This is a genomic window from Pseudoalteromonas sp. Xi13 (genome assembly GCF_003952205.1).
Taxonomy (GTDB): Bacteria; Pseudomonadota; Gammaproteobacteria; order Enterobacterales; family Alteromonadaceae; genus Pseudoalteromonas; species Pseudoalteromonas atlantica.
Genome location: NZ_CP034439.1, coordinates 361152 through 383498 on the forward strand (window position 1 = coordinate 361152; position 22347 = coordinate 383498).

A 22347-nucleotide genomic window follows, 5' to 3' on the forward strand; every position below is an offset into this window, starting at 1 on the left:
TAAGCTGCCGTTTTTGTTTTTAGAATAGCTCTTCTTCTGTTTTTGTATCTTCTTCAAAAATATCAGTTGGCTGAGACAGCAAATATTTTGTAGGCGCAGTGCCTTTTTCAAAATATTCAAAACGACTGGTGTAGTCGTTTTTATGACTTAACAAACCTGTTTTTAAATCGATACGAATTGAAACTAGCCCTTCAGGAGGCTCTATTGGCGCTTCTGGTGTGCCCTCAAGCGCCACTTTCATAAAATCAACCCAAGCAGGCTGTGCCGTTTTGGCGCCCGATTCAGCACCAGAGATTTGACTGCTATCTAGGTTGTTATTATAGGTGGAGCGTCCTAACGAGTTACCTGGGTTGTCAAAACCAACCCATACAGACGTTACTACATTGCGGTTAAAGCCGCTAAACCAAGTATCAACAGAGTCATTGGTTGTGCCTGTTTTACCCGATAGATCGCGTCTATCTAATGCTTGCGCACGCCAACCTGTCCCGCTCCAGCCTGTTTTATGGGTCCAGCTACCGCCACCCCAAACTGCGCTGTGCATTGCTTCAGCAATTAAAAAAGCATTTTGCTTTGAAATAACACGCGGTGCACAACGTGGCTGCGTGGCTGTATCATCTGTTGTGTCGGTATCTAGGTTATTGTTGGCAAAGCTATCCATTGCTTGAGAGACGGGTAATAGCTCGTCTTCATCGCAGGCAAGAGCTGGGTTTGCTTTGAATAGTACATTGCCATAGGCATCTTGAATTTCAGATATAAAGTAAGGTTCAATTAAGTGACCGCCATTAGCAAATGCGCTCATGCCGCGAGCAAGCTCTAATGGCGTGATTGATGCACTCCCTAATGCTAACGATTCACTGCGGTTAATATCAGCATCTTTAAAACCAAACTTAAGCAAGTGATCGGCGGTGCGTTGTAACCCTACACCGCGAAGTAAGCGCACAGAAATAACGTTTTTAGATTGTGCAAGTGCACGGCGAATACGTATAGGGCCATTATAAACTGCTGGGCTGTTTTTTGGTCGCCACGCTACACCTAAACTTTTATCCCACTGGTTTATTGGCGCGTCGTTTAAAATAGAGGCTAATGTATAGCCATTTTCGAGCGCAGCAGAATATATAAAGGGTTTAATATTAGAGCCAACTTGGCGTTTAGCTTGTACCGCTCGGTTGTATTGGCTTTGCTCAAAACTGTAACCGCCTACTATAGCTTTAATACGGCCATCTTGTGGGTCGAGTGAAACAAGTGCACTGGCAGCTTCTGGTATTTGGCTTAGTAGGTAACTGCTGTCGTTATTTTTACGCAGCCATATTTGCATGCCAGGGGTAAGAATGTCAGTAGCGGCTTTAGGGGCAAAACTTTGGCGGTAGCGAGTAATGTATTTGCGCGCCCATTTTAAATTATCCCAATCAAGTGTGGTGCGCTGGCCATTTTTTAAAATAACGTCAGCGGTTTTCTCTGTCACATTTAACACCACGCCAGCATGCAAATCAGCTATTTCTTTAACAGGTTTTAGCTTTTCTATAATTTGCTGCTCACTTAAGGCAGGCTGTGTTTCTGGATCCCATAACACGTCTACAGGCCCACGAAAGCCATGACGCATATCGTAGTTATGTAAATTATTAACTAAAGCTGTTTGCGCAGCCTTTTGAACTTTAGACTCCACAGAGGTAAATATTTTAAATCCAGAGTTATATGCTTTTTCTACACCGTAGCGCTCAACCATCTCAGCACGAACCATCTCAGCGATATAAGGGGCGTAAAGGTCTATCTCAGCACCGTGAAAATAAGCAGTGATAGGCTGGTTAGCCGCCTCGTTGTATTGCTGTTGCGTAATATAGTTTTCAGTAAGTAAGCGACCAAGCACTACATTACGGCGTGCTTTAGCTCTAATTGGGTTACGAATCGGGTTAAGCGCCGAAGGGGCTTTAGGTAAACCGGCAATCATTGCCATTTGTGCAAGAGTGAGGTCTTTTAGCTCTTTGCCATAGTAAACTTGAGCAGCAGCACCAATACCAAATGCACGATTACCTAGTTCTATTTTATTAAGATACAGCTCAAGAATTTCGTCTTTTGTTAATACACTTTCAATATGTAGGGCTATAAAAATCTCTTTAACTTTACGAATATACGCTTTTTCTCGTGTTAAAAAGAAGTTACGAGCAAGCTGCATAGTAATGGTACTCGCGCCCTGTTTTTTCTCACCTGTTGAAATTAACACAATAGCAGAGCGGACAATACCAATAGGGTCTATACCAATATGGTCATAAAAACGGTTGTCTTCTGTTGCTAAAAAAGCATCAATTAAAGGCTGGGGAATTTCGTCTATAGTGACGGGGATGCGGCGTTTTTCACCAAATTGATTAATTAAGAGTCCATCTTTTGTAAAGACTTGCATAGGGGTTTGTAATTGCACGTCTTTTAAAACTTGCACACTGGGGATATCAGGTTTAACGTAATAATAAAGGCTGATTAAAGTGATCAGACCAAATAACGTGCAAATGATAAAAAATTGTAATGTTCGTTTTAATAAAATCACTTATATTTCCCTAAATGGACTCCCAATTGCGAGTTTAGACTGCTAGTATATATTGATTAAAAAATGAATAATATTTTTTACTAAAAAAATTATAACTTGTTTATTATTAAAACAAAGGTCAAGTTGCAAACATGCTAAGTCAACTATTTCAAAAGCCATCCACTGCGATGGTCGGAATTGATATCGGATCGCACTCTATCAAAGCAGTGCTTTTAAGTGAAATTGAAACGGGATTTCGACTAGAAGCACTTGCAATTGAACCTATGCCAAAAGGGGCAATGAGCGAGCGCTCTATTCAGGATATTGAAGCAATTGGTAACATAATTACAAAATTAAAAAGAAAACTACCAAAATCTTTAAAATCAGCGGCAGTGGCTGTATCAGGGCAAACCGTTATCACTAAAGTTATTTTTATGGATGTTTCATTAAGTGACGCTGAATTAGAGTCGCAAATTGAAATAGAAGCTGACAGCTTAATACCTTACCCCCTTGATGAAGTGAGCTTAGATTTTGAAAAGCTCTCTACCAACGAAGCCGACCCGAGTAAAATGAATGTGTTGTTATCTGCTGCACGTACAGAAAGTGTTGAAGCCCGTGTGGGCGCACTTGAGGCGGCAAACTTAACCGCTAAAGTGGTTGATGTTGAAAGCTATGCGTTAAGTAGAGCAATGGATGTGTATTATCAGCAATTGCCAAGCGACGCCTTTAATAAGTGTGTTGCGGTGGTAGATATTGGCGCTGTTTTAATGTTGGTTAGTGTTGTTCAAGCAGGTGAAACAATTTATACCCGTGACCAAGTGTTTGGTGGCGACCAATACACTAACAGCATTGTGTCTTACTATAACAAAGGCTTTGATGAGGCTGAAATAGGCAAAACAACGGGTGACTTACCCCCTAATTATACTTTTGAAGTGCTGGCACCGTTTCAAACATCATTATTGCAACAAGTGCGCCGTGCGGTACAAATGTTTTTAACAACCACAGGTAAAGATCAAGTAGATTATATTGTGCTAACTGGCGGTACATCGATGATTGACGGTTTAGATAGGTTGTTAATTGAAGAGCTCGGTATTCATGCTGTGGTTGCTGAACCATTTGCAAATATGGAAGTTTCGCCAAAAGTAGACAGAAATGTAATGCAGCGAAATAGAACGCAGTTTGCAATTGCTACTGGTTTGGCATTAAGGAGCTTTTCATCATGCCACATATAAATCTACTGCCGTGGCGAGAGCTACAGCGTGAAGAATCAAAAAAGAAATTTATAACAATTTTAGTTGCGGTTGTTATAGGCTGTTTTGCAAGTATGTACTTACTTAGCTCTTTTTACGCGGGTTTAAAAGATGGCCAAAATTTAAAAAATAATTATTTAAGCTCAGAAATAAGCATGCTTGATAAAAAAATCAGTGAAATTAGAAATCTTGATAAGCGAAAAGAAAATTTACAACAACGTATGCGATTAATTGAAGAGCTACAAAGCAGCCGTAATTTAGGTACTCAAATTATGGATGAAGTAGCTAAAATTGTTCCTCAAGGCGTGTATTTAACTAAGCTTGAGCGCCGCGGCAGTCAAATACATGTGCTAGGGCGCAGTGAATCAAACAATCGTTTATCTACTATGCTGCGTCAGGTGCAAGGCTCATATTTATTAGAAAGACCTACCATGCAAGGCATTGTGGCAGGCGATCAAACATCACGGTTACTCAGTGATTTTAATATGGAGTTTTACGTAAAACCATTTGATGAAATTGGTGAGGTAAGTGATGAACCTTGATTTAAAAGCCTTAAATGAAATAGATTGGAATGAAATTGAGCTCGACAATATTGGCGAGTGGCCCGTTGCGGTAAAAGCAATTTGTTGCTTATTTATAGCCGGTTTAGTGTTGTTTTTTAGTTACAGCCTATTGGTATCTGATGAAATAGACAGCTATCACAGCGCGGTAGCTAAAGAAGTAGAGCTGCGCAGTACCTACAGAACAAAGTATGCCGTAGCCAGTAAGCTTGATATATACCGCCAGCAAATGGTTGAAATGGAAGATAAGTTTTCACAACTACTAAAGCGATTACCTACCTCAAATGAAACCCCAGGCCTGTTAGACGATTTATCTTATGTAGGTACTACTAGCGGTTTAACATTTTTGAAAATTGGCTGGTTACCTGAAGTCGAAAAAGAGTTTTATACTGAGCTGCCAATTAAAATTGAAGTAATAGGCACTTACCATGAATTTGGAGAATTTGTAGGAAAAGTAGCCCAATTACCACGAATTGTAAGTTTACATGACTTTTCGATTGTATCATCTGGCGAAAAGCAACTAACATTCAGTGTGGTAGCAAAAACATATCGTTATGAAGAAGGGGTTAAAAAGTGAGATTAGTCCCTTTATTATCATTGTCTGTTTTATTGTTGGCAGGTTGTAACGACGATACGTCGGAGCAAAAAGAATTTATTGACCAAGTTAAGGCCAGCACCACGCCTAAAGTTGAGGAAATACCTGAATTAACGCAGTTTGAACATTTTGAATATAATGCATCGCAGTTACGTAGTCCTTTTGTGGCTCCGCAGCCTGAAATTATTCAAAATAAGCTAACGCAAATTAAAAATTGTTTACACCCTGACCCTGATAGAGTGAGAGAGCCACTAGAAAAGTATCCGCTCGATAACCTATCAATGAAAGGTACATTAGGCTCTAACGGGCAAATGTGGGCACTGATCACCGCAGCGGATGAAACGCTGCATAGGGTAACGGTAAATAATTACTTAGGGACGTATGACGGTAAAGTTAAGTCTGTAAGTAGTGATTATGTAGAACTAGTTGAATTAATCCCTGATGGGTCGGGTTGTTGGAAAGAGCGGCTGACTAAATTGGAAATGTTAGAGGCGGCAAATAATGGCGCAAATTAATAATAAAAAAGGTAAAACACACATGCATAAGGATGTACTTTGGCATCATCGTTTTCAAACGGTGTTATTTGTCATATTGGCTCTTTTTGTTGCAAAAACAGCCAGTGCAGCGCCGCTACTTTATGATGTACGTTATAACCCCTTGCTAAAAGGCGAGACAGAGTTACAACTTGTATTTGACGAAGAGCTAACACAACAACCTAAAATTCAAGTACACAACACACCAGCGCGCATAGAAATGCTATTTGATGGTGCAGAACTAGAACAGGGTCTTGAAAATGTGCCGGTCGATCACGCAGGTATTAACAGTGTAAGCAGCGTACTGACAGAGCAAGGCTTAAAAGTTACGGTAAATTTAGAGCGTTTAAAAATATACGAAACACAAGTTAATAATAACTTAGTGTCGTTGCGCGTATCTGATAACCCGCTTACTGAGCAAGCTTCTGATGAAAGCAGCAATGGTTATGATGCCTCAAGCGCTTATATTAATCGGATTCAATCTATTGATTTTCGCCGTGGTGAAAAAGGCGAAGCAAAAGTTTTAGTATTTTTACAAGACACGCAAGCTGCAATAGAAGTACATGAAAGTGGCGGAAAAATAATTGCAGAGTTTCATCACACAGATATTTTAGACGACCTACTGTATGAATTAGATGTGCTAGATTTTGGTACTGTAGTAAGTAGCATTGAAACCTTTAAAGAAGATAGCTTAAGCCGTGTAGTTATTGAGCCTAATGCTGCTTTTACCTTTACCTACCAGCAAATAGATAACATTTTAACGTTAACGATTGAAAAAGATGAAACGCAAAATGCCTATTTAGATGGCGGCAAAGAATATCAAGGTCGTCCAATGACCTTAAACTTCCAAGATATTTCGGTTAGAGCTGTACTGCAAATTATAGCGGGTTATAACGAGTTTAACTTAGTAACGAGTGACTCCGTAACTGGCAATATTACACTTCGTTTAGATGGCGTTCCATGGGATCAGGCTTTAGATGTTGTACTGCGTATTAAAGGCCTTGATAAGCGTATGGATGGCTCTATATTGATGGTTGCGCCAGCTGAAGAGCTCGCCGCTCGTGAAGCTAAAGATTTACTAGCAAAACAAAAGGTCGAGGATTTAGAGCCGCTTTACAGTGAGTATATTCGTTTAAACTACGCTAAAGCTGAAGATTTTGCGGATTTACTGAAAACCGACACTAACAGCATCATTTCTGCCCGAGGCAGTGTATCGGTTGACCAGCGTACCAATACATTACTTATTAAAGATTCAGCGAAGAGCATTGAGAGCATTCGCCGTATGATTGAAACACTCGATATCCCAGTGCAACAGGTTATTATTGAATCACGTATGGTAACGGTGCGCGATAACGTCACAGAAGATTTAGGCGTGCGTTGGGGATTTAGTGATCAACAAGATAGTGATGGTATCTCTGGCTCGCTTGAAGGAGCTGAGTCTATCTCAAATGGCATTATTCCTGATTTATCAGACCGTCTTAATGTAAACCTACCTATTACTAACCCTGCGGCAAGTATTGGTTTACACATAGCTAAGTTGGCTAATGGCACTTTAATTGATTTAGAGCTAAGTGCTTTAGAGGAAGAAAATAAGGCTGAGATTATCGCAAGTCCGCGGATTACTGCAGCTAATCAGCAAAAAGCACGTATTGAGCAAGGTACTGAAATCCCCTATACCGAATCAGCCTCAAGTGGTGCTACTACTGTAAGCTTTAAAAAAGCGGTATTGAGCCTTGAGGTTACACCGCATATTACGCCTGATAACAAAGTTATTTTAGACTTAGTTATTACACAAGATACTCGTGGCGAAACGGTTCAAACTGGAACAGGTGAAGCGGTTTCGATAGACACTCAACAAATTGAAACACAAGTGCTGGTTGATAACGGCCAAACCGTTGTGCTGGGTGGTATTTTTCAGCAGCAAATAATTAATACCACAAATAAAGTACCTGTACTTGGTGATATTCCATATGTTGGACGCTTATTTAAGAGCACCAGCGAGTTTAATGAGAAACGTGAATTACTTATTTTCGTGACACCGAAAATACAAATAGACTAAAATTTAGTGGTTTTATGTTCGTCAACGAGTGTTTATTGATAATAATTGCTCGTTATATGGCTTTTTATTGTAATAGACTTGAAATACCCGGCCAATTACTGAGATAATCCCCTCCTTAATTTTGGGGCCAGGTCGTTAGGCGGGGTTTTATTTCAAATTTTAGAGTTCGTTTGTACTAAAAGATATGGCTGAGAAACGTAATATATTTCTAGTTGGCCCCATGGGGGCTGGCAAAAGCACGATTGGTCGTCACATCGCTGACCAATTACACCTTGAATTTGTCGATTCTGATCAAGAAATCGAACGCCGTACCGGTGCAGATATTGCCTGGGTGTTTGATCTTGAGGGTGAAGAAGGCTTTAGACTTCGTGAAGAATCTGTTATTGGCGACTTAACCGAAATGCAAGGTATTGTACTTGCAACCGGTGGTGGTTCAGTAATGAGTAAAGAAGTTCGAAACAAGCTTTCGGCTCGTGGTATCGTTGTATACCTAGAGACACCTATAGAAAAGCAAGTTGCACGCACGCAACGCGACAAGCGTCGCCCATTACTGCAAACTGAAGAAGCACCTCGTAATGTACTAGAGCGCTTAGCAGAAGAACGCGAGCCACTATACAAAGAAGTTGCCGATTTTGTTGTACGCACCGATGAGCAAAGCGCTAAAGTTGTTGCTAACCAAATCATCGAGAAATTAGATTTTTAAAAACCAATAATTAAGGAAATAACAAAGCATGCTTGAATTAACTGTTAATTTGGACGAGCGAAGTTATCCTATTTTTATTGGTCAATCTGCACTTCAAGATAATGGCCGCCTTGTTCACCACATTGGTGATTGTCGGCCTATCATTATCACTAACGACACAGTTGCGCCTTTATATTTACAAGGACTGCTTGATTCGTTAGCTGATCTAAACCCTCTTTCTTTTGTCATTCCCGATGGTGAGCAATACAAGTCACTTGAATGGTTTGAGAAAATATCTGCTTTTTTATTGCAAAATAATTGCGGCCGAGACACATGCTTAATTGCACTAGGTGGCGGCGTTATTGGCGATTTAACAGGCTTTGTTGCTGCATGTTATCAGCGCGGTGTACCGTTTATTCAAATTCCGACCACGGTACTATCACAAGTTGACTCCTCTGTAGGGGGCAAAACAGCGGTAAATCACCCACTGGGTAAAAACATGATTGGGGCGTTTTATCAGCCGCAAGCGGTTTTTATTGATACTAATTCACTTCACACTTTACCGGCGCGCGAATTTGCAGCGGGTATGGCCGAAGTTATTAAGTATGGTCTGATTTACGATACCGAGCTATTTGCTTTTATTGAGCAAAATGTAGAAAAGCTACAGCAACTAGATGAAGCAAGTTTGCAGCATATTATTTATAGATGTTGTGAAATTAAAGCGCTTATCGTGGCACAAGATGAAAAAGAAAATGGCCTTCGTGCATTACTCAACTTAGGGCATACCTTTGCGCATGCAATTGAAGCGCAAATGGGATACGGTGTATGGCTACATGGCGAGGCTGTTGCTACCGGAATGGTACTTGCTGCTAAATTAGCGCATACACGCGGTGATTTATCGCAAACTGAGGTAGATAGAATTGTAACGCTACTCAAGCTTTATAATTTACCGACTGAGATCCCAAGTGAAATGACTGCTGAGCAGTTTTTAATGCATATGCGTAAAGACAAAAAAAATAAAAAAGGCACTATCCGCTTTATTTTACCTACTCAATTTGGTCAATGCGCATTGGTAGATGACGTATCAGACGACCAAGTTAGAGCGTTACTCGAGCAATAATGCAGGCGCAAATTTTACCAAGCCGTGCGGCGTTGGTGGATAGAATCGCTCTGCAATTTGAATACGGGCAAAACTTAATTGTATTACTAGGCACCTCTGGCCTAGGCAAAAGTTATATGCTCGAAACCTTCATCACCGACAAATACAACAGTTTTAATAAAGCATTTGTACAAGTAAGTGCCAATGTAAATGATGTATCACTGATGAGTGATATATTAGAGCAAAGCTTTAACTCTCCGCTGATTGACCACGATTTATCGTTAAGTGAAAACTTTTACCAATTGTTGCAGCAGCAGCCGTGTGAGGCCTGTTTGTGGGTGCTCGATAATGCAAGGCACCTATCTGAAGAGCTATTACAGGAGTTAGAGTTACTTGCCAAAAATAGCCCTATAACGCTTTATATCATGTTAGCTTCGCAATCAAAGCTAGCTATTAATAATGCCGTTGAAATTTACTTAGAGCCTTTATCTGCACATGAATCTAAACAGCTAATGAGCTGGTATTTTCCTAATTTACCGTACGATGAAGACCCCGTATTTAGTGCATTTTTAAATGAAGCGAAAGGCAACCCCAGCTTATTATTAGCATGGCAACCAACCGAGCATGTGGCTGATATTGTAAAAAAAGATAAAGTGTCGTGGCGAGTACACTTAATCTCGTTGTTAATTATAATTATGCTACTTATCATTGGTTTGCTGTATAAAAATGACATGACCCAGTGGTGGCAAACGTACTATCAAAATCAACAAAGCCAGGACATAGATACCGCTATTCCTGCTTCTAAAATTACCGCTATTCCAAGCGCGTATAAAGAAGTCAGTAATGCTAATTCTGATATTTCAAAAGCGGATTTGCCGTTAGAGCCGGTCAGCGATAAATCACAAGGTAATGTAGCGCCTCATAAAAACGATGTGCCGGCGATAATGCAAAGCCTAACGCACCAAGCTCAACTAAGCGCTCAGAGTGAGCAAAGTGAACAAAGCGAGTCGTTACCACAAAGCTTAAACACTCCTGAGACTATTGAGCCAATTGAAAGTGACAATAAAGAAAACCCGCAGCCTAAAACCTCAAATAACGTATCAGATAACGCTTGGTATTTAGCTCAGCCAGATAATAATACAAGTGTGCAGCTGCTAGCCGTTACACAGGAAAAAATCACCCGTGAGTTTATTATTGAACATAATTTAAGCCAACGCGCTAAGGTATATCAAACTAAGCGAAATAATAAAGTGTGGTGGGTGGTTACTATTGGCAGTTATGCATCACTCGCTGATGCTAAAAGTGCGTTGTCTGCCTTGTCGAGTGCGCTTAGAAAGAACAAGCCTTTTTATAAAAAAATCAGCAAAATAAAACAAGAAATTGCACGACTTGATCAGTAAACTGACTCACTTTAGTGTAAAATCGCGCTACAGCAGATTGAAGTTAAGAACCAATGCAACAAAAGAGTAGAGCCTTCCTTAAATGGGCTGGCGGTAAATACAGCCTAGTTGAAGATATTAATGCACGTTTATCTCAAGCCAGCAAACACGCTGAAACCTTGGTAGAACCTTTTGTAGGTGCAGGCTCGGTATTTTTAAATAGTAATTTTAAACACTATTTACTCAACGACATCAATGCTGATTTAATTAACTTATACAAAGAGCTCAAGCGCTCGCCTGATGAGTTTATAAGTGACTCTAAAAAACTATTTGTTGATTTAAATAACCACCCAGACGCTTACTACGAATACCGTGTACAGTTTAATAAAAGCAATGATGTATATGAGCGCGCAATGCTCTTTTTATACATGAATCGCCATGGTTACAATGGGCTGTGTAGGTATAATCTCAAAGGCATTTTTAACGTGCCATTTGGTAAATATAAAAAGCCTTATTTTCCAGAAAAAGAAATGTACTTTTTTGCCGAAAAAGCACAAAAAGCCACATTTACCTGCCTAAGCTACGATGATGTATTTAAGCTTGTGCCAAACAATGCGGTTATTTATTGCGATCCGCCTTATGTGCCGCTAAGTAAAACAGCGTCGTTTACCTCTTATGCTAAAGGCGGGTTTAATTTAGACGATCAAGCAAACTTGGCAAACTTAGCCGAGCAAGCCGCGTTTGAAAACAATACCCCAGTGCTTATATCTAACCACGATACCGTATGGACGCGAAAAATTTATAGCCAAGCTACACTTGGTAAAATTCAGGTAAAACGTACTATCAGCCCTAAAGGTGGATCACGCAACAAGGTCGACGAGTTAATGGCTATGTATTTAGCACCCAAGCAACCACTGCGTAAATTGTCACTACAAAAATAACAAAAAACAGCACAGCTAAAGCAATAATAAAAAGAGGGGAGTGTTGTTGGAAGTCGGCTTGGCGTTTGTGCTCTGATTGCACACCAAAAAATGCTGCTAGCACACTTTGCAACGCGCTAATAAAGTGCAGCATTATTTAAAATAGAGGTTTTATTGAAGGCGTATTCTTAGCGTCTTCTGAGCTAGTTAATAGCTCTAATAAATCTAAATAATGAAACTGCGCACTGCGGCTATCGCCTGTTAGCCACGAAAACCACGATGAGTCTTCTTCTACTTTCGCACACGTTAAGGTGTTTGAAGCGTTTTTACTACTTGCCTGATGCTGACAATTGCTAACTAAGCTTAAATCTTGCTCAGAACTTGGCGCAAAACTAAATGCCCCAATAAATAACAATGCCGACGCAATTAAGATCCCTGTTTTAAATGCACGCATAATATTAGCCTAAAATTAAGTTACTCCTTTAATAATAACAAAAGCTGTATAAATAACAAACTAATATTTACCTGTAATAGCTAAGGCCTGTTAAAACTTGCGAGTTAAAGTGTGTTCTCATGCTAAGAGTTTTTAAATCGCGCCCCGAAGTTTGTAATCGAGTGGCCACAATAACTGCTCTTGCGTAAACTAATAACTTGTATCATGTAAGCAAAGCTTGTGCATCCTACTCACGGCCTTACCAAAAATTAAACATGCTGCCTAAAACTCAACCATTAAAGCTCAACACGTCCTAAAGCTTTTTATAAATAAATACTTATATATTTAAATCGATATTTTTAGTTATGCCTAATTTACAGTGTATTACTTGGGAAACCTTAGCATTTACGGTACATTAAGGCATATTTTACTGATTGACGGATTACTATGTTAAACCCTGAACAAAAATACTTAATTGCGCCTTCTATTTTGTCAGCCGATTTTGCAAAATTAGGCGAAGATGTGGATAAAGTACTCGCTGCAGGCGCTGATGTAGTACATTTTGATGTCATGGACAATCACTATGTGCCTAATCTCACTATTGGGCCTATGGTGTGTAAAGCGCTTAGAGATTACGGTGTAACAGCGCCTATAGATGTGCACCTAATGGTAAAACCAGTCGATAGTATAATTCCTTTGTTTGCAGAGGCCGGCGCATCAATAATTACTTTTCACCCTGAGGCCAGCGAGCATATAGACCGCACCATACAGCTCATTAAAGACCATGGTTGTAAAGCGGGCTTAGTATTCAACCCTGCCACTAGCCTTAGCTACCTCGATCACGTTATTGATAAGCTAGATACTATTTTATTAATGTCGGTAAACCCAGGCTTTGGCGGCCAAAGCTTTATTCCCCACACCCTTGAAAAACTAGCTCAAGCTAAGCAGCGTATAGTTGCGTCGGGTCGTGATATTCGCCTAGAAGTAGATGGTGGTATTAAGGTTGATAACATAGCCGCAGCAGCGCAAGCAGGTGCCGATATGTTTGTAGCAGGGTCTGCTATTTTTAATGAGCCTGATTACAAAGTTGTTATTGATCAAATGCGTGAGCAGTTAGGAAACGTAAAGTAATGAAATATGATGTAGCTTTGTTCGACCTTGACGGCACACTTGTTGATAGCGTTTACGATTTATACCTAGCAGTAAACTTAACACTGAGTGATTTAGCGTTTCCTATTGTTAGCCAAAGCTTGGTTGAAAGCTGGATAGGCAACGGTATTGAAACCCTAGTCAAGCGTGCACTCAGTGGCGATATGCAAATTAGCGAACACTTAGATGAAGCGCTTAGTGCAAAAGCCATTGCCTTATTTTACCAACATTATGAGCAGCTAGTGGGCAAGTATAGTGTGTTGTATCAGCATGTAGAAACAGGGCTCAGTGCTTTGCGGGGCATGCCAAAAGCACTTGTTACTAATAAGGCGCGTCTATTTACCGAGCTACTACTTGATAAGCTTTCCCTTACCAGTCACTTTGAAGTGATAGTGTGTGGAGACGATATGGCTAAAAAGCCTTCACCAGCGCCTTTATTGTATGCATGTAACAAGCTGAATGTTGAGCCGAGTAAGGCTATTATGATTGGCGATTCAAAAAGCGATATATTGGCAGCACATGCCGCTAAAATTGATGTAATAGCGGTGGATTATGGTTATAACCAAGGCGAAAATCTTGAGGATTATAATCCACAGTACCTATGCGATAACTTCTTAGATATAATACCAACACTAACACAGCGTTAAAATTTTTAATTAACTAAACAGTAAAGGAAAATCATGAGTAAACCAGTAGTTTTAAGTGGCATTCAGCCAACCGGTGGTATGACAATAGGCAACTATGTTGGCGCTATTAACCAGTGGCTAAAGCTACAGGAAGACCACGAAAGTTTCTTTATGCTTGTTGATTTACACGCGATTACTGTTCGCCAAGAGCCTGAACTTCTTCGCTCTCGTGTATTAGATGGTATAGCGTTATACGCGGCATGTGGCATAGACCCTGAAAAATCGGCCTTATTTGTACAGTCGCAAGTGCCAGAACACGCGCAGTTAGCATGGGTGCTAAATTGTTACGCACAAATGGGCGAGCTTAACCGCATGACTCAGTTTAAAGACAAGTCATCTAAGCATGCTAACAATGTAAACGTCGGTTTATTTTCTTACCCAGTATTGCAAGCAGCGGATATTTTATTATATCAAGCTGACCAAGTACCAGTAGGGGATGACCAAAAGCAGCACTTAGAGTTAACGCGTGATATAGCGACACGCTTTAATAATTTATACGGTGACGTATTTAAGTTACCTGAGCCATATATTCCAGAATTTGGCGCACGCGTAATGAGCCTTCAAGATCCGCTCAAAAAAATGTCTAAGTCTGATGAAAACCCTAATGGCTACATCATGCTATTAGATGAGCCTAAAAAGATTGAGAAAAAGCTTAAAAAAGCAGTAACCGATTCAGACGAGCAAGCGCGTATTTACTTTGACCGTACTGAAAAGCCAGGCGTTTCTAATTTACTTACTTTATTAAGCGTAGCCACTAAGCGCTCAATTGAAGACTTAGTGCCAGAGTATGAAGATAAAATGTATGGTCACCTGAAAAAAGACACAGCCGATGCAGTTGTTAGCATGATTGAGCCAATCCAAGCACGTTTTAAAGAGATCAGAGAAGATCAAAACCTACTTGATAGCATCATGAAATCAGGCGCAGAAAAAGCCAGTGTACGTGCAGAAAAAACTCTTAAATCGGTTTACGATGCACTAGGGTTTATTCCTCGTACATAAATTGCTTTACTAGTATAAGCAAATAAAAATGCCGCTAAATTTAGCGGCATTTTTGTAACTTTTAATGAATACTTTTTATTATCTATCTTAAAGCAATGGCTTTAGGTAATGCCCAGTATGCGAGCGTTCACATTCGGCTACTTCTTCAGGCGTGCCTGCAATGAGTATTTCACCGCCCCCAGCGCCCCCTTCAGGGCCTAAATCAACCACCCAGTCTGCGGTTTTAACCACATCTAAGTTATGCTCAATTACCACAATGGTATTACCATGATCGCGCAGGCGATGTAATACCACAAGTAGTTGTTCAATATCGGCAAAGTGAAGGCCGGTTGTTGGCTCATCAAGTATATACAATGTTTTACCTGTATCGCGTTTAGAAAGCTCACGAGCCAGTTTTACACGTTGTGCTTCACCACCAGAGAGCGTGGTAGCAGCTTGCCCTAGGCGAATATACGATAAACCAACGTCCATTAGCGTTTTAAGTTTACGCGCTATTGCAGGTATTTTATCAAAGTAGTCGTGCGCGTCTTCAACGGTCATTTCGAGCACTTGGTGAATGTTTTTACCTTTGTATTGTACTTCTAAGGTTTCGCGGTTATAGCGCGCGCCCTTACATACATCACACGGTACATATACATCAGGTAAAAAGTGCATTTCTACTTTAATTACACCATCCCCTTGACAGGCTTCACAGCGTCCACCTTTAACGTTAAAGCTAAAGCGACCTACTTTATAGCCGCGAGAGCGGGCTTCTTGTGTCCCTGCAAATAACTCACGAATACCGGTAAAAATACCTGTGTAGGTTGCAGGATTTGAGCGCGGTGTACGACCAATTGGGCTTTGGTCAATATCAATCACTTTGTCAAAATGATCAAGGCCACTAATTGACTTGTAAGGCGCGGCTTCTGCTGTGGTCGCGCCGTTAAGCTCGGTATGCGCAAGCTTAAAGAGTGTATCGTTAATGAGCGTTGATTTACCTGAGCCTGATACCCCTGTAATACAGGTTAATAAGCCAAATGGAATTTTTAAGTCTACATTTTTTAGGTTATTCCCTGTGGCACCAAATAGCTCAAGCCATTTTTCGCTGGTTGGGTTACGCTCTTGTGGCACTTCTATTTTGCGCACGCCTGATAAAAACTGGCCCGTTACCGAGTCTTTAGTGGCTAAAATATCGTCACGTGTACCTTGTGCAATAATATGGCCGCCGTGTACACCCGCACCTGGGCCAATATCAATAATATGATCGGCTGCGCGAATGGCATCTTCATCATGCTCAACAACAATAACGGTATTACCTAAGTCGCGTAAATGCACCAATGTTTGTAATAAACGGTCGTTATCGCGCTGGTGTAAACCAATTGATGGTTCATCCAGTACGTACATTACGCCTACAAGGCCTGCACCTATTTGGCTGGCTAAACGAATACGCTGGGCTTCACCACCGGAGAGGGTATCGGCACTGCGCTCAAGCGATAAGTAATTAAGCCCTACATTAATTAAAAACGATAAGCGGTCGCGAATTTCTTTCAGGATTTTTTCAGCTATTTGGGCTTTTTGGCCTGTTAGTGATAGCCCTTCAAAAAAGTCCATCGCTTCGCCAATACTCATAGTTGTAATAGCAGGTAGGTTTGTTTGACCTATAAATACGTGGCGTGCTTCTTGGCGTAAACGCGAGCCATGACAACTAGGGCACGCTTGGCTAGTTTGATATTTAGCGAGCTCTTCACGCACTGAGTTTGACTCAGTTTCGCGATAGCGACGGTTCATGTTGTTTAACACGCCTTCAAACTCGTGGTTGCGTGTTATTAAATCGCCTCTGTCGTTACGGTAGTTAAAGGCTATTTTTGTTTGCCCTGAGCCCTCTAAAATAATTTTTTGCGATTCTTTAGCCAGCTTTTCAAATGGCACATCTAAATCAAAGTTATAGTGCTCGGCGACCGCCTGTAGCATTTGAAAATAATAAAAGCTGCGTTTATCCCATCCTTTAATAGCACCACCGGCAAGGCTGAGCTCTGGGTTATGCACCACACGGTTAGGATCAAAGTATTGGCGTACGCCTAAACCATCACAGCTTTGACACGCACCGGCAGGGTTATTAAACGAAAATAAACGCGGTTCTAATTCGGTCATTGCGTAGCCACAGGTAGGGCAGGCAAAATTTGCCGAGAACAGCATTTCTTCTATCGTGCTGTCGTCCATGTAGGCTACATTTGCCACACCGCCAGACATCTCTAGTGCGGTTTCGAACGACTCTGCTAAACGCTGCTGTTGGCCATCTTTTACTTTAAAGCGGTCAACAACCACTTCAATAGTGTGTTTTTTATGAAGCTCAAGTGTTGGCGGATCTGATAAGTCGCATACTTCGCCGTCTATACGAGCGCGAATGTAGCCTTGGCTTGCAAGTTGCTCAAGTAATTTAACGTGCTCACCTTTACGATCTTTAACCACTGGCGCTAAAAGCATCAGCTTAGTGCCCTCTGGCAGTGCTAAAACGGTATCAACCATTTGGCTAATTGTTTGTGCTGCAAGTGGTAAGTCGTGGGTTGGGCATCGTGGTTCGCCCACGCGGGCAAACATTAAACGCAAGTAATCGTATATTTCGGTAATGGTACCCACTGTTGAGCGAGGATTGTGCGATGTAGATTTTTGCTCAATAGAAATGGCGGGAGAGAGGCCTTCAATATGATCAACGTCAGGCTTTTCCATTAACGATAAAAATTGCCTTGCGTAGGCAGAAAGTGACTCAACATAACGACGCTGTCCTTCTGCATATAAAGTATCAAATGCCAGTGATGACTTTCCCGAACCAGATAGGCCTGTGATAACAATTAATTTATCACGTGGGATGGTTAGGCTGATGTCTTTTAAATTGTGCGTACGGGCGCCTCGGACTTCAATGTTTTCCATGCTATCTCGTTTATTACCAAAATTATTTGTCCAGTATCGCATAATACGAAACATTATTAATCAATGATCAACGAAAAAATCCTTACTTATAGGCGATTAATTATTGCCAAGCTTGTGGTAGAATCCCAGCCTAAATTTTTCATATCGTAAGAATACGCAGATAATGACCGCATCTTCACTTAATTCACGAGAAAAGCGCGCCGCTGTATCGCTGGCGAGTGTGTTTGCATTTAGAATGCTCGGCTTGTTTATGCTGATGCCTGTATTGGCTATTTATGGCCAATCGCTTGATGGTTTTTCGCCTATGTGGATAGGATTTGCTATTGGCGCGTATGGCTTAACGCAAGCGGTACTGCAAATTCCTATGGGGCGTTTGTCAGATAAAATAGGCCGTAAAAAAGTCATTGTTGGTGGCTTAGTTGTGTTTGCGTTGGGCTCTGTTATTGCAGCCGTTGCTGAATCTATTCAAATGGTTACAGTGGGCCGTGCACTACAAGGTATGGGCGCTATAGCCAGTGCGCTGCTTGCTTTTGCCAGCGACCTAAGCCGCGACGAACAGCGCCCTAAAGTAATGGCCGTAATTGGTATGAGTATAGGCATGAGCTTTGCTTTTGCTATGTTACTTGGGCCTATTGTTGCCGCGTCGTGGGGTGTAGCAGGCGTATTCTGGTTAACAGCAATACTTGCCGTGTTCGGTATTGGTATTATTTTATTTTTAGTGCCAAACGCAGTAAACAAAGCGCCCAAAGGCGATACCTTGGCAAGCTTTAGTGATATTAAAAAGCTTATTAAGCATCCGCAATTATCGCGCTTAAATGCAGGCGTATTACTGCTACATTTAACGCTAACCACTATTTTTGTGGTACTACCCAGCCAACTAATAAAAGATGGCTTAGTGGCAAACCACCATTGGTATTTATATATTCCGGTATTGCTGTTAGCGTTTATTTTAATGGTCCCTATTATGATTATTGCCATTAAAAAAGAAAAAGAAAAACAAGCGTTTATTGGCTCGGTAGCACTGCTTTCTATTAGTATGTTTGCTATGTCTATTTGGGTGAATAGCGTGGTTGGCATTGCCATTTGTATGTTGCTTTATTTTGTAGCATTTAATTTTTTAGAAGCCACTATGCCTGCGCTTGTATCGCGTATTGCGCCCGCTAGCCAAAAAGGTTCGGCAATGGGTGGGTATTCGTCTAGCCAGTTTTTGGGGGCTTTTTTAGGTGGTATTTTAGGGGGTTATGTTGCCCAAACTACAAGTACGCAAGCTGTGTTTGCGGCAGCGGCACTTGTTGGGTTAATATGGCTTATTATTGCGTGGAAAATGCAAGTCCCACCGAAAAGTAAAGTTATTAGTTTAATGACCAATTTAAGTTCTGAAGAGCAAGCTCAAGCACTTGCTTCTCAGCTAGTTGCTTTACCTGGCGTAATAGAAGCAACAGTAGTACGCGACGAAAGCCGCAGCTATTTAAAGATTAATGATAAAGAATTTGACCTAGACCAAGCACGTAAAGTAGCTGGTTTAATCTAACGTTTATAGGAGAAGGTTCCATGGCACGCGGTGTGAACAAAGTAATTTTGGTTGGTAATTTAGGACAAGATCCTGAAGTTCGTTACATGCCTAATGGCAATGGTGTAGCAAATATTACCTTAGCAACGTCAGACAGCTATAAAGACAAAAACACTGGCCAAATGGTTGATAAAACTGAATGGCACCGTGTAGTATTTTTTGGCAAGCTAGCTGAAATTGTTGGTGAGTACTGCCGTAAAGGCTCGCAAATTTACGTTGAAGGTAAACTTCAAACACGTAAATGGACCGACCAACAAGGCCAAGAAAAATACACAACAGAAATCGTTGTTGATGGCTTTACGGGTCAAATGCAAATGCTAGGCGCTCGCGGTGGCGATCAGCAAGGTGGTGGTTATCAAGGTAATCAAGGCGGCCAACAAGGTGGCGGTTACCAAAATAATCAACAAGGCGGTGGCTATGGTCAAAACAACCAAGCTCAAAACAGCCAGCAAGGTGGTTATGCACCACAGCAACAAGCTGCACCAGCACAACGCCCAGCTGCAGCACCTGCTCCACAGCAAAATAACCAATACCAACAATCAAACAACAGTGGCTTTGCTCCTGGGCAAAGTAATGCGCCACAGCAGCAAGGTGGTTTTGCACCTAAGCCGCAAAACGCCCCTCAGGGCGGTGCATCAAATCCTATGGAACCAACAATAGATTTTGATGACGACATTCCGTTCTAGGAAACGTATAAAGCAGAAATGTTGAAAAATAATATTAAAAGCCGCTATTTAGCGGCTTTTTTGTAACTACACGTTTTAGTATAAAAGGCGCTGTTTCTACCTACCTTTTAATACTTTAAGGTCACTCAAAACGCGCTATTAGCGCCTTTTTATAGGCTAAAAATTGAATGGCACATATAACTAAAAAGCAGCCTGAGTAAGTGACTAACTGAGCAACTGGATCGGGGCGAACAAAATATTCATGTAACAGCGCCCCAATTAACGTACCCGCCAATAAAACATACGCAACATAGGTAAACAGTGCTTTTTGCTTTTCATTTTTAATAAACAAAAGAGCAAGCATCATTAAACCCACTACCAACTCCAGTAAACCCACGCTATACATATAAATTTTAGCGTTAACGGGCAGTACCTGCGCAAAGTAGCTAAAGGTTTTAACGCTTACTTGCGCTGCTAATAATTTTGGCAGGGCAAACTGAAACATAAAAAGCGCGCTGGCTAAATTTAAAAGTTTACTAAATAAATTCTTCATGAAAGCTTATGCCTTAATAAAGCAGCCGTAAGGTAATAAACGCCACGTCTGCAATTTAAATGGTTACACAACAGTGCCGCGAATAGGGTAGTTATTTTGCTCTTTAATAAACTTTAGGCCTCTTACAACCACGTCTAACTCAGGGCGTAAATACGGGGCATTAGAAATATTTACTGCTTGCAATATCCCTTGCTCATTTACGACAAAAATAGCGGGCTCTGCAAAGTTGTGGTCGGTTTCTTGCTCAGAGCGAGGTGAGGAAATATACAGCCAAGTTGTTTCATTTGCTGCTGTGTTAAACCATACGCAATAGGAAAGCTAACCGCGAGCGTGTTCATGCTTTGTGTTAGCTGTGCGCGGTTATCTGCAGAAACAGCACAAACGCTTACGCCAAGTTCCTTTAATGCGGGTAATTGCGCTTCTAGTAAATTTAAGTAACGCATACAAAGCGGGCAGTGCTTGCCTCTGTATACCACGAGCATTTGCCACTCGGCGCCACCGTGCGGCTTACATAGATCTGCGGTTGTCCCATCGAGCAAGTGTGCAGTAACTGTTGGAAAAAAATTACCGGCTATTAATTTAAATGACTCTGACATAAAAACCTCTTTTATACTGATTGTGAATGATTTTTTTTAACAAATAAGTACAGCGCAGTGAGTGCACATAAGCTGATACAGCTAATAAAAATATTGCGAGTGCCTCCGGGGATATATTCAACAAACGATGTTAAAAATTGCCCAGAAAAAACAGCCATTGTGAAATAAGAGAGGTTACGACCGCGAACAGAGGCTGCGCTACGCTCTACGGTCATATGGTTTAATAGTGGGATGCTAAAACCAAAGCCAATACCGCTAAACACAGCGCCTATTACCAATAACGCTGTACCCGTTTGTAAAAAGAAAGCAAATGATGCCCCATAGCCTATAAATGCCAGCGCAAGTACTTTTTGCTCGCCCATTTTTTTAGTTAACTGAGGCATAAAATGTGCCCCAACAACAGCCACTAACGAAATGAAAGAGAGTAAAAACCCTACTTGTTCTTCATTATAATTTTGCGCATGCATTGTGCTGGGTAGTAAAACAATTGCGCTAAAAAACGTGACCATTGCAAGCACAGCCAGCGAATACACATGCTTAAGAGACAAGCCATTATTTGATATTACGTGCTCTCGTGTTGCTTGTGCCTCTTGTGCTTGAGGGTGATTACGCGGCACAAAAAGTAGCAACATGGCTAAAAATACCCAAGAAATAAGGTACAACGATAATGGTAAAGCCCAATGCTGCACAGCAAGTAAGCCACCTATAAATAGAAATATAACGCCACCTAGCTCTATTGCCATGCCTTGCTTAGCAAGCATGCCTAGGCGCGCTTTACCAAAGTACCACTGTGATATTAAAACGGTACATCCGGCCATAACAATTGAGGTAACACCGCCAAGTAAAATACGGTTAGCAAAAACCAACAGCGGCCCTTGTAACCAATACACGCTTGCACCTAAAAAGCCGTATAAAAATAAGCCAATAATTAATGAACGGTAAGCGCCATATTTATCAATTAATTTACCTGCAATAGGCGCAAATATAACAGCCCCTAAAGCCGGTAAGGTCACTAAAAATACCGCACTGTCAGCAACATTTAGGGCTGTTGATATACTGATTAAACCAGGTGCAACCAATGCACCCACCATGATTGTTAAGCAAGCTATACACAGCAAAGTGTAGCTTCCTGCGTTATTGAGTTTATTCATAAGTATTCTCTGTTATTAAATGGGGCAACTAAGGGGTACTTACGCT

General features: G+C 41.1%; 21 protein-coding genes. 14 read left to right on the forward strand and 7 right to left on the reverse strand.

The window, feature by feature from the left end:
• Positions 1-19: 19 nt before the first annotated feature.
• The gene (locus EJ103_RS01620; protein WP_126005659.1) at positions 20-2536 is read right to left on the reverse strand and encodes a PBP1A family penicillin-binding protein; all 2517 of its coding nucleotides are present in this window, start codon (positions 2534-2536) and stop codon (positions 20-22) included.
• Between the two features lie 131 nt (positions 2537-2667).
• Between EJ103_RS01620 and EJ103_RS01625 the strand changes: the two genes are divergently transcribed.
• From EJ103_RS01625 to EJ103_RS01665, 9 genes are all read left to right on the forward strand, one after another.
• Entirely contained in the window at positions 2668-3747 is a 1080-nt protein-coding gene (locus tag EJ103_RS01625; RefSeq protein WP_004589345.1) for a pilus assembly protein PilM, read from the forward strand.
• Positions 3735-4307, forward strand: coding sequence for a PilN domain-containing protein (locus tag EJ103_RS01630; protein WP_024032531.1), 573 nt, complete (start codon positions 3735-3737; stop codon positions 4305-4307). The genes EJ103_RS01625 and EJ103_RS01630 overlap by 13 nt, the downstream gene beginning before the upstream one ends.
• A complete protein-coding gene (locus EJ103_RS01635) occupies positions 4297-4902 on the forward strand; it encodes a type 4a pilus biogenesis protein PilO (RefSeq protein ID WP_004589347.1) in 606 nt (201 codons plus the stop codon). Before EJ103_RS01630 ends, EJ103_RS01635 begins: the two co-directional genes overlap by 11 nt.
• A complete protein-coding gene (locus EJ103_RS01640) occupies positions 4899-5435 on the forward strand; it encodes a pilus assembly protein PilP (RefSeq protein WP_024032530.1) in 537 nt (178 codons plus the stop codon). Before EJ103_RS01635 ends, EJ103_RS01640 begins: the two co-directional genes overlap by 4 nt.
• A complete protein-coding gene (locus tag EJ103_RS01645; protein WP_126005661.1) occupies positions 5422-7512 on the forward strand; it encodes a type IV pilus secretin PilQ family protein in 2091 nt (696 codons plus the stop codon). The genes EJ103_RS01640 and EJ103_RS01645 overlap by 14 nt, the downstream gene beginning before the upstream one ends.
• Positions 7513-7696: 184 nt before the next feature.
• On the forward strand, positions 7697-8215 hold the full coding sequence (aroK, locus tag EJ103_RS01650; RefSeq protein WP_004589350.1) for a shikimate kinase AroK: 519 nt from the start codon (positions 7697-7699) through the stop codon (positions 8213-8215).
• A gap of 28 nt (positions 8216-8243) precedes the next feature.
• Positions 8244-9314 (forward strand): 3-dehydroquinate synthase, encoded by a 1071-nt coding sequence (gene aroB, locus EJ103_RS01655; RefSeq protein WP_126005663.1) that lies wholly within the window; start codon positions 8244-8246, stop codon positions 9312-9314.
• Complete coding sequence (locus EJ103_RS01660) at positions 9314-10693, forward strand: AAA family ATPase (RefSeq protein WP_126005665.1); 1380 nt, start codon at positions 9314-9316, stop codon at positions 10691-10693. Before aroB ends, EJ103_RS01660 begins: the two co-directional genes overlap by 1 nt.
• Before the next feature lie 53 nt (positions 10694-10746).
• The gene (locus EJ103_RS01665) at positions 10747-11613 is read left to right on the forward strand and encodes a Dam family site-specific DNA-(adenine-N6)-methyltransferase (protein ID WP_004589353.1); all 867 of its coding nucleotides are present in this window, start codon (positions 10747-10749) and stop codon (positions 11611-11613) included.
• On the opposite strand, the gene EJ103_RS01670 is transcribed toward EJ103_RS01665, so the two are convergent.
• A complete protein-coding gene (locus tag EJ103_RS01670; protein WP_024032525.1) occupies positions 11561-11746 on the reverse strand; it encodes a DUF2970 domain-containing protein in 186 nt (61 codons plus the stop codon). The two genes, EJ103_RS01665 and EJ103_RS01670, sit on opposite strands and share 53 nt — an antisense overlap.
• 3 nt (positions 11747-11749) lie before the next feature.
• A complete protein-coding gene (locus tag EJ103_RS01675) occupies positions 11750-12046 on the reverse strand; it encodes a hypothetical protein (RefSeq protein WP_029771857.1) in 297 nt (98 codons plus the stop codon).
• Between the two features lie 426 nt (positions 12047-12472).
• On the opposite strand from EJ103_RS01675, the gene rpe reads away from it, so the two are divergent.
• From rpe to trpS, 3 genes are read left to right on the forward strand one after another with little or no spacing between them, the layout of a single operon-like run.
• On the forward strand, positions 12473-13156 hold the full coding sequence (rpe, locus tag EJ103_RS01680; RefSeq protein ID WP_029771856.1) for a ribulose-phosphate 3-epimerase: 684 nt from the start codon (positions 12473-12475) through the stop codon (positions 13154-13156).
• Positions 13156-13821 (forward strand): phosphoglycolate phosphatase, encoded by a 666-nt coding sequence (locus EJ103_RS01685; protein ID WP_055254629.1) that lies wholly within the window; start codon positions 13156-13158, stop codon positions 13819-13821. The genes rpe and EJ103_RS01685 overlap by 1 nt, the downstream gene beginning before the upstream one ends.
• A gap of 33 nt (positions 13822-13854) precedes the next feature.
• A complete protein-coding gene (gene trpS, locus EJ103_RS01690; RefSeq protein ID WP_029771853.1) occupies positions 13855-14859 on the forward strand; it encodes a tryptophan--tRNA ligase in 1005 nt (334 codons plus the stop codon).
• An 87-nt stretch (positions 14860-14946) separates the two neighbouring features.
• On the opposite strand, the gene uvrA is transcribed toward trpS, so the two are convergent.
• On the reverse strand, positions 14947-17766 hold the full coding sequence (gene uvrA / locus EJ103_RS01695) for an excinuclease ABC subunit UvrA (RefSeq protein ID WP_126008706.1): 2820 nt from the start codon (positions 17764-17766) through the stop codon (positions 14947-14949).
• Positions 17767-17929: 163 nt separating this feature from the next.
• Here uvrA and EJ103_RS01700 point away from each other — a divergent pair, with 163 nt between their 5' ends.
• Positions 17930-19297 (forward strand): MFS transporter, encoded by a 1368-nt coding sequence (locus EJ103_RS01700; RefSeq protein ID WP_126005667.1) that lies wholly within the window; start codon positions 17930-17932, stop codon positions 19295-19297.
• Positions 19298-19317: 20 nt separating this feature from the next.
• Positions 19318-20022: a single-stranded DNA-binding protein gene (gene ssb / locus EJ103_RS01705; protein ID WP_024032519.1), complete on the forward strand. Its 705-nt coding sequence runs from the start codon at positions 19318-19320 to the stop codon at positions 20020-20022.
• Between the two features lie 121 nt (positions 20023-20143).
• Here ssb and EJ103_RS01710 read toward each other — a convergent pair whose 3' ends face one another.
• From EJ103_RS01710 to EJ103_RS01720, 3 genes are all read right to left on the reverse strand, one after another.
• Entirely contained in the window at positions 20144-20554 is a 411-nt protein-coding gene (locus EJ103_RS01710) for a hypothetical protein (protein WP_126005669.1), read from the reverse strand.
• Between the two features lie 197 nt (positions 20555-20751).
• Positions 20752-21150, reverse strand: coding sequence for a redoxin domain-containing protein (locus EJ103_RS01715; protein ID WP_346773399.1), 399 nt, complete (start codon positions 21148-21150; stop codon positions 20752-20754).
• An 11-nt stretch (positions 21151-21161) separates the two neighbouring features.
• Complete coding sequence (locus tag EJ103_RS01720) at positions 21162-22301, reverse strand: MFS transporter (protein WP_126005671.1); 1140 nt, start codon at positions 22299-22301, stop codon at positions 21162-21164.
• Positions 22302-22347: the final 46 nt, after the last annotated feature.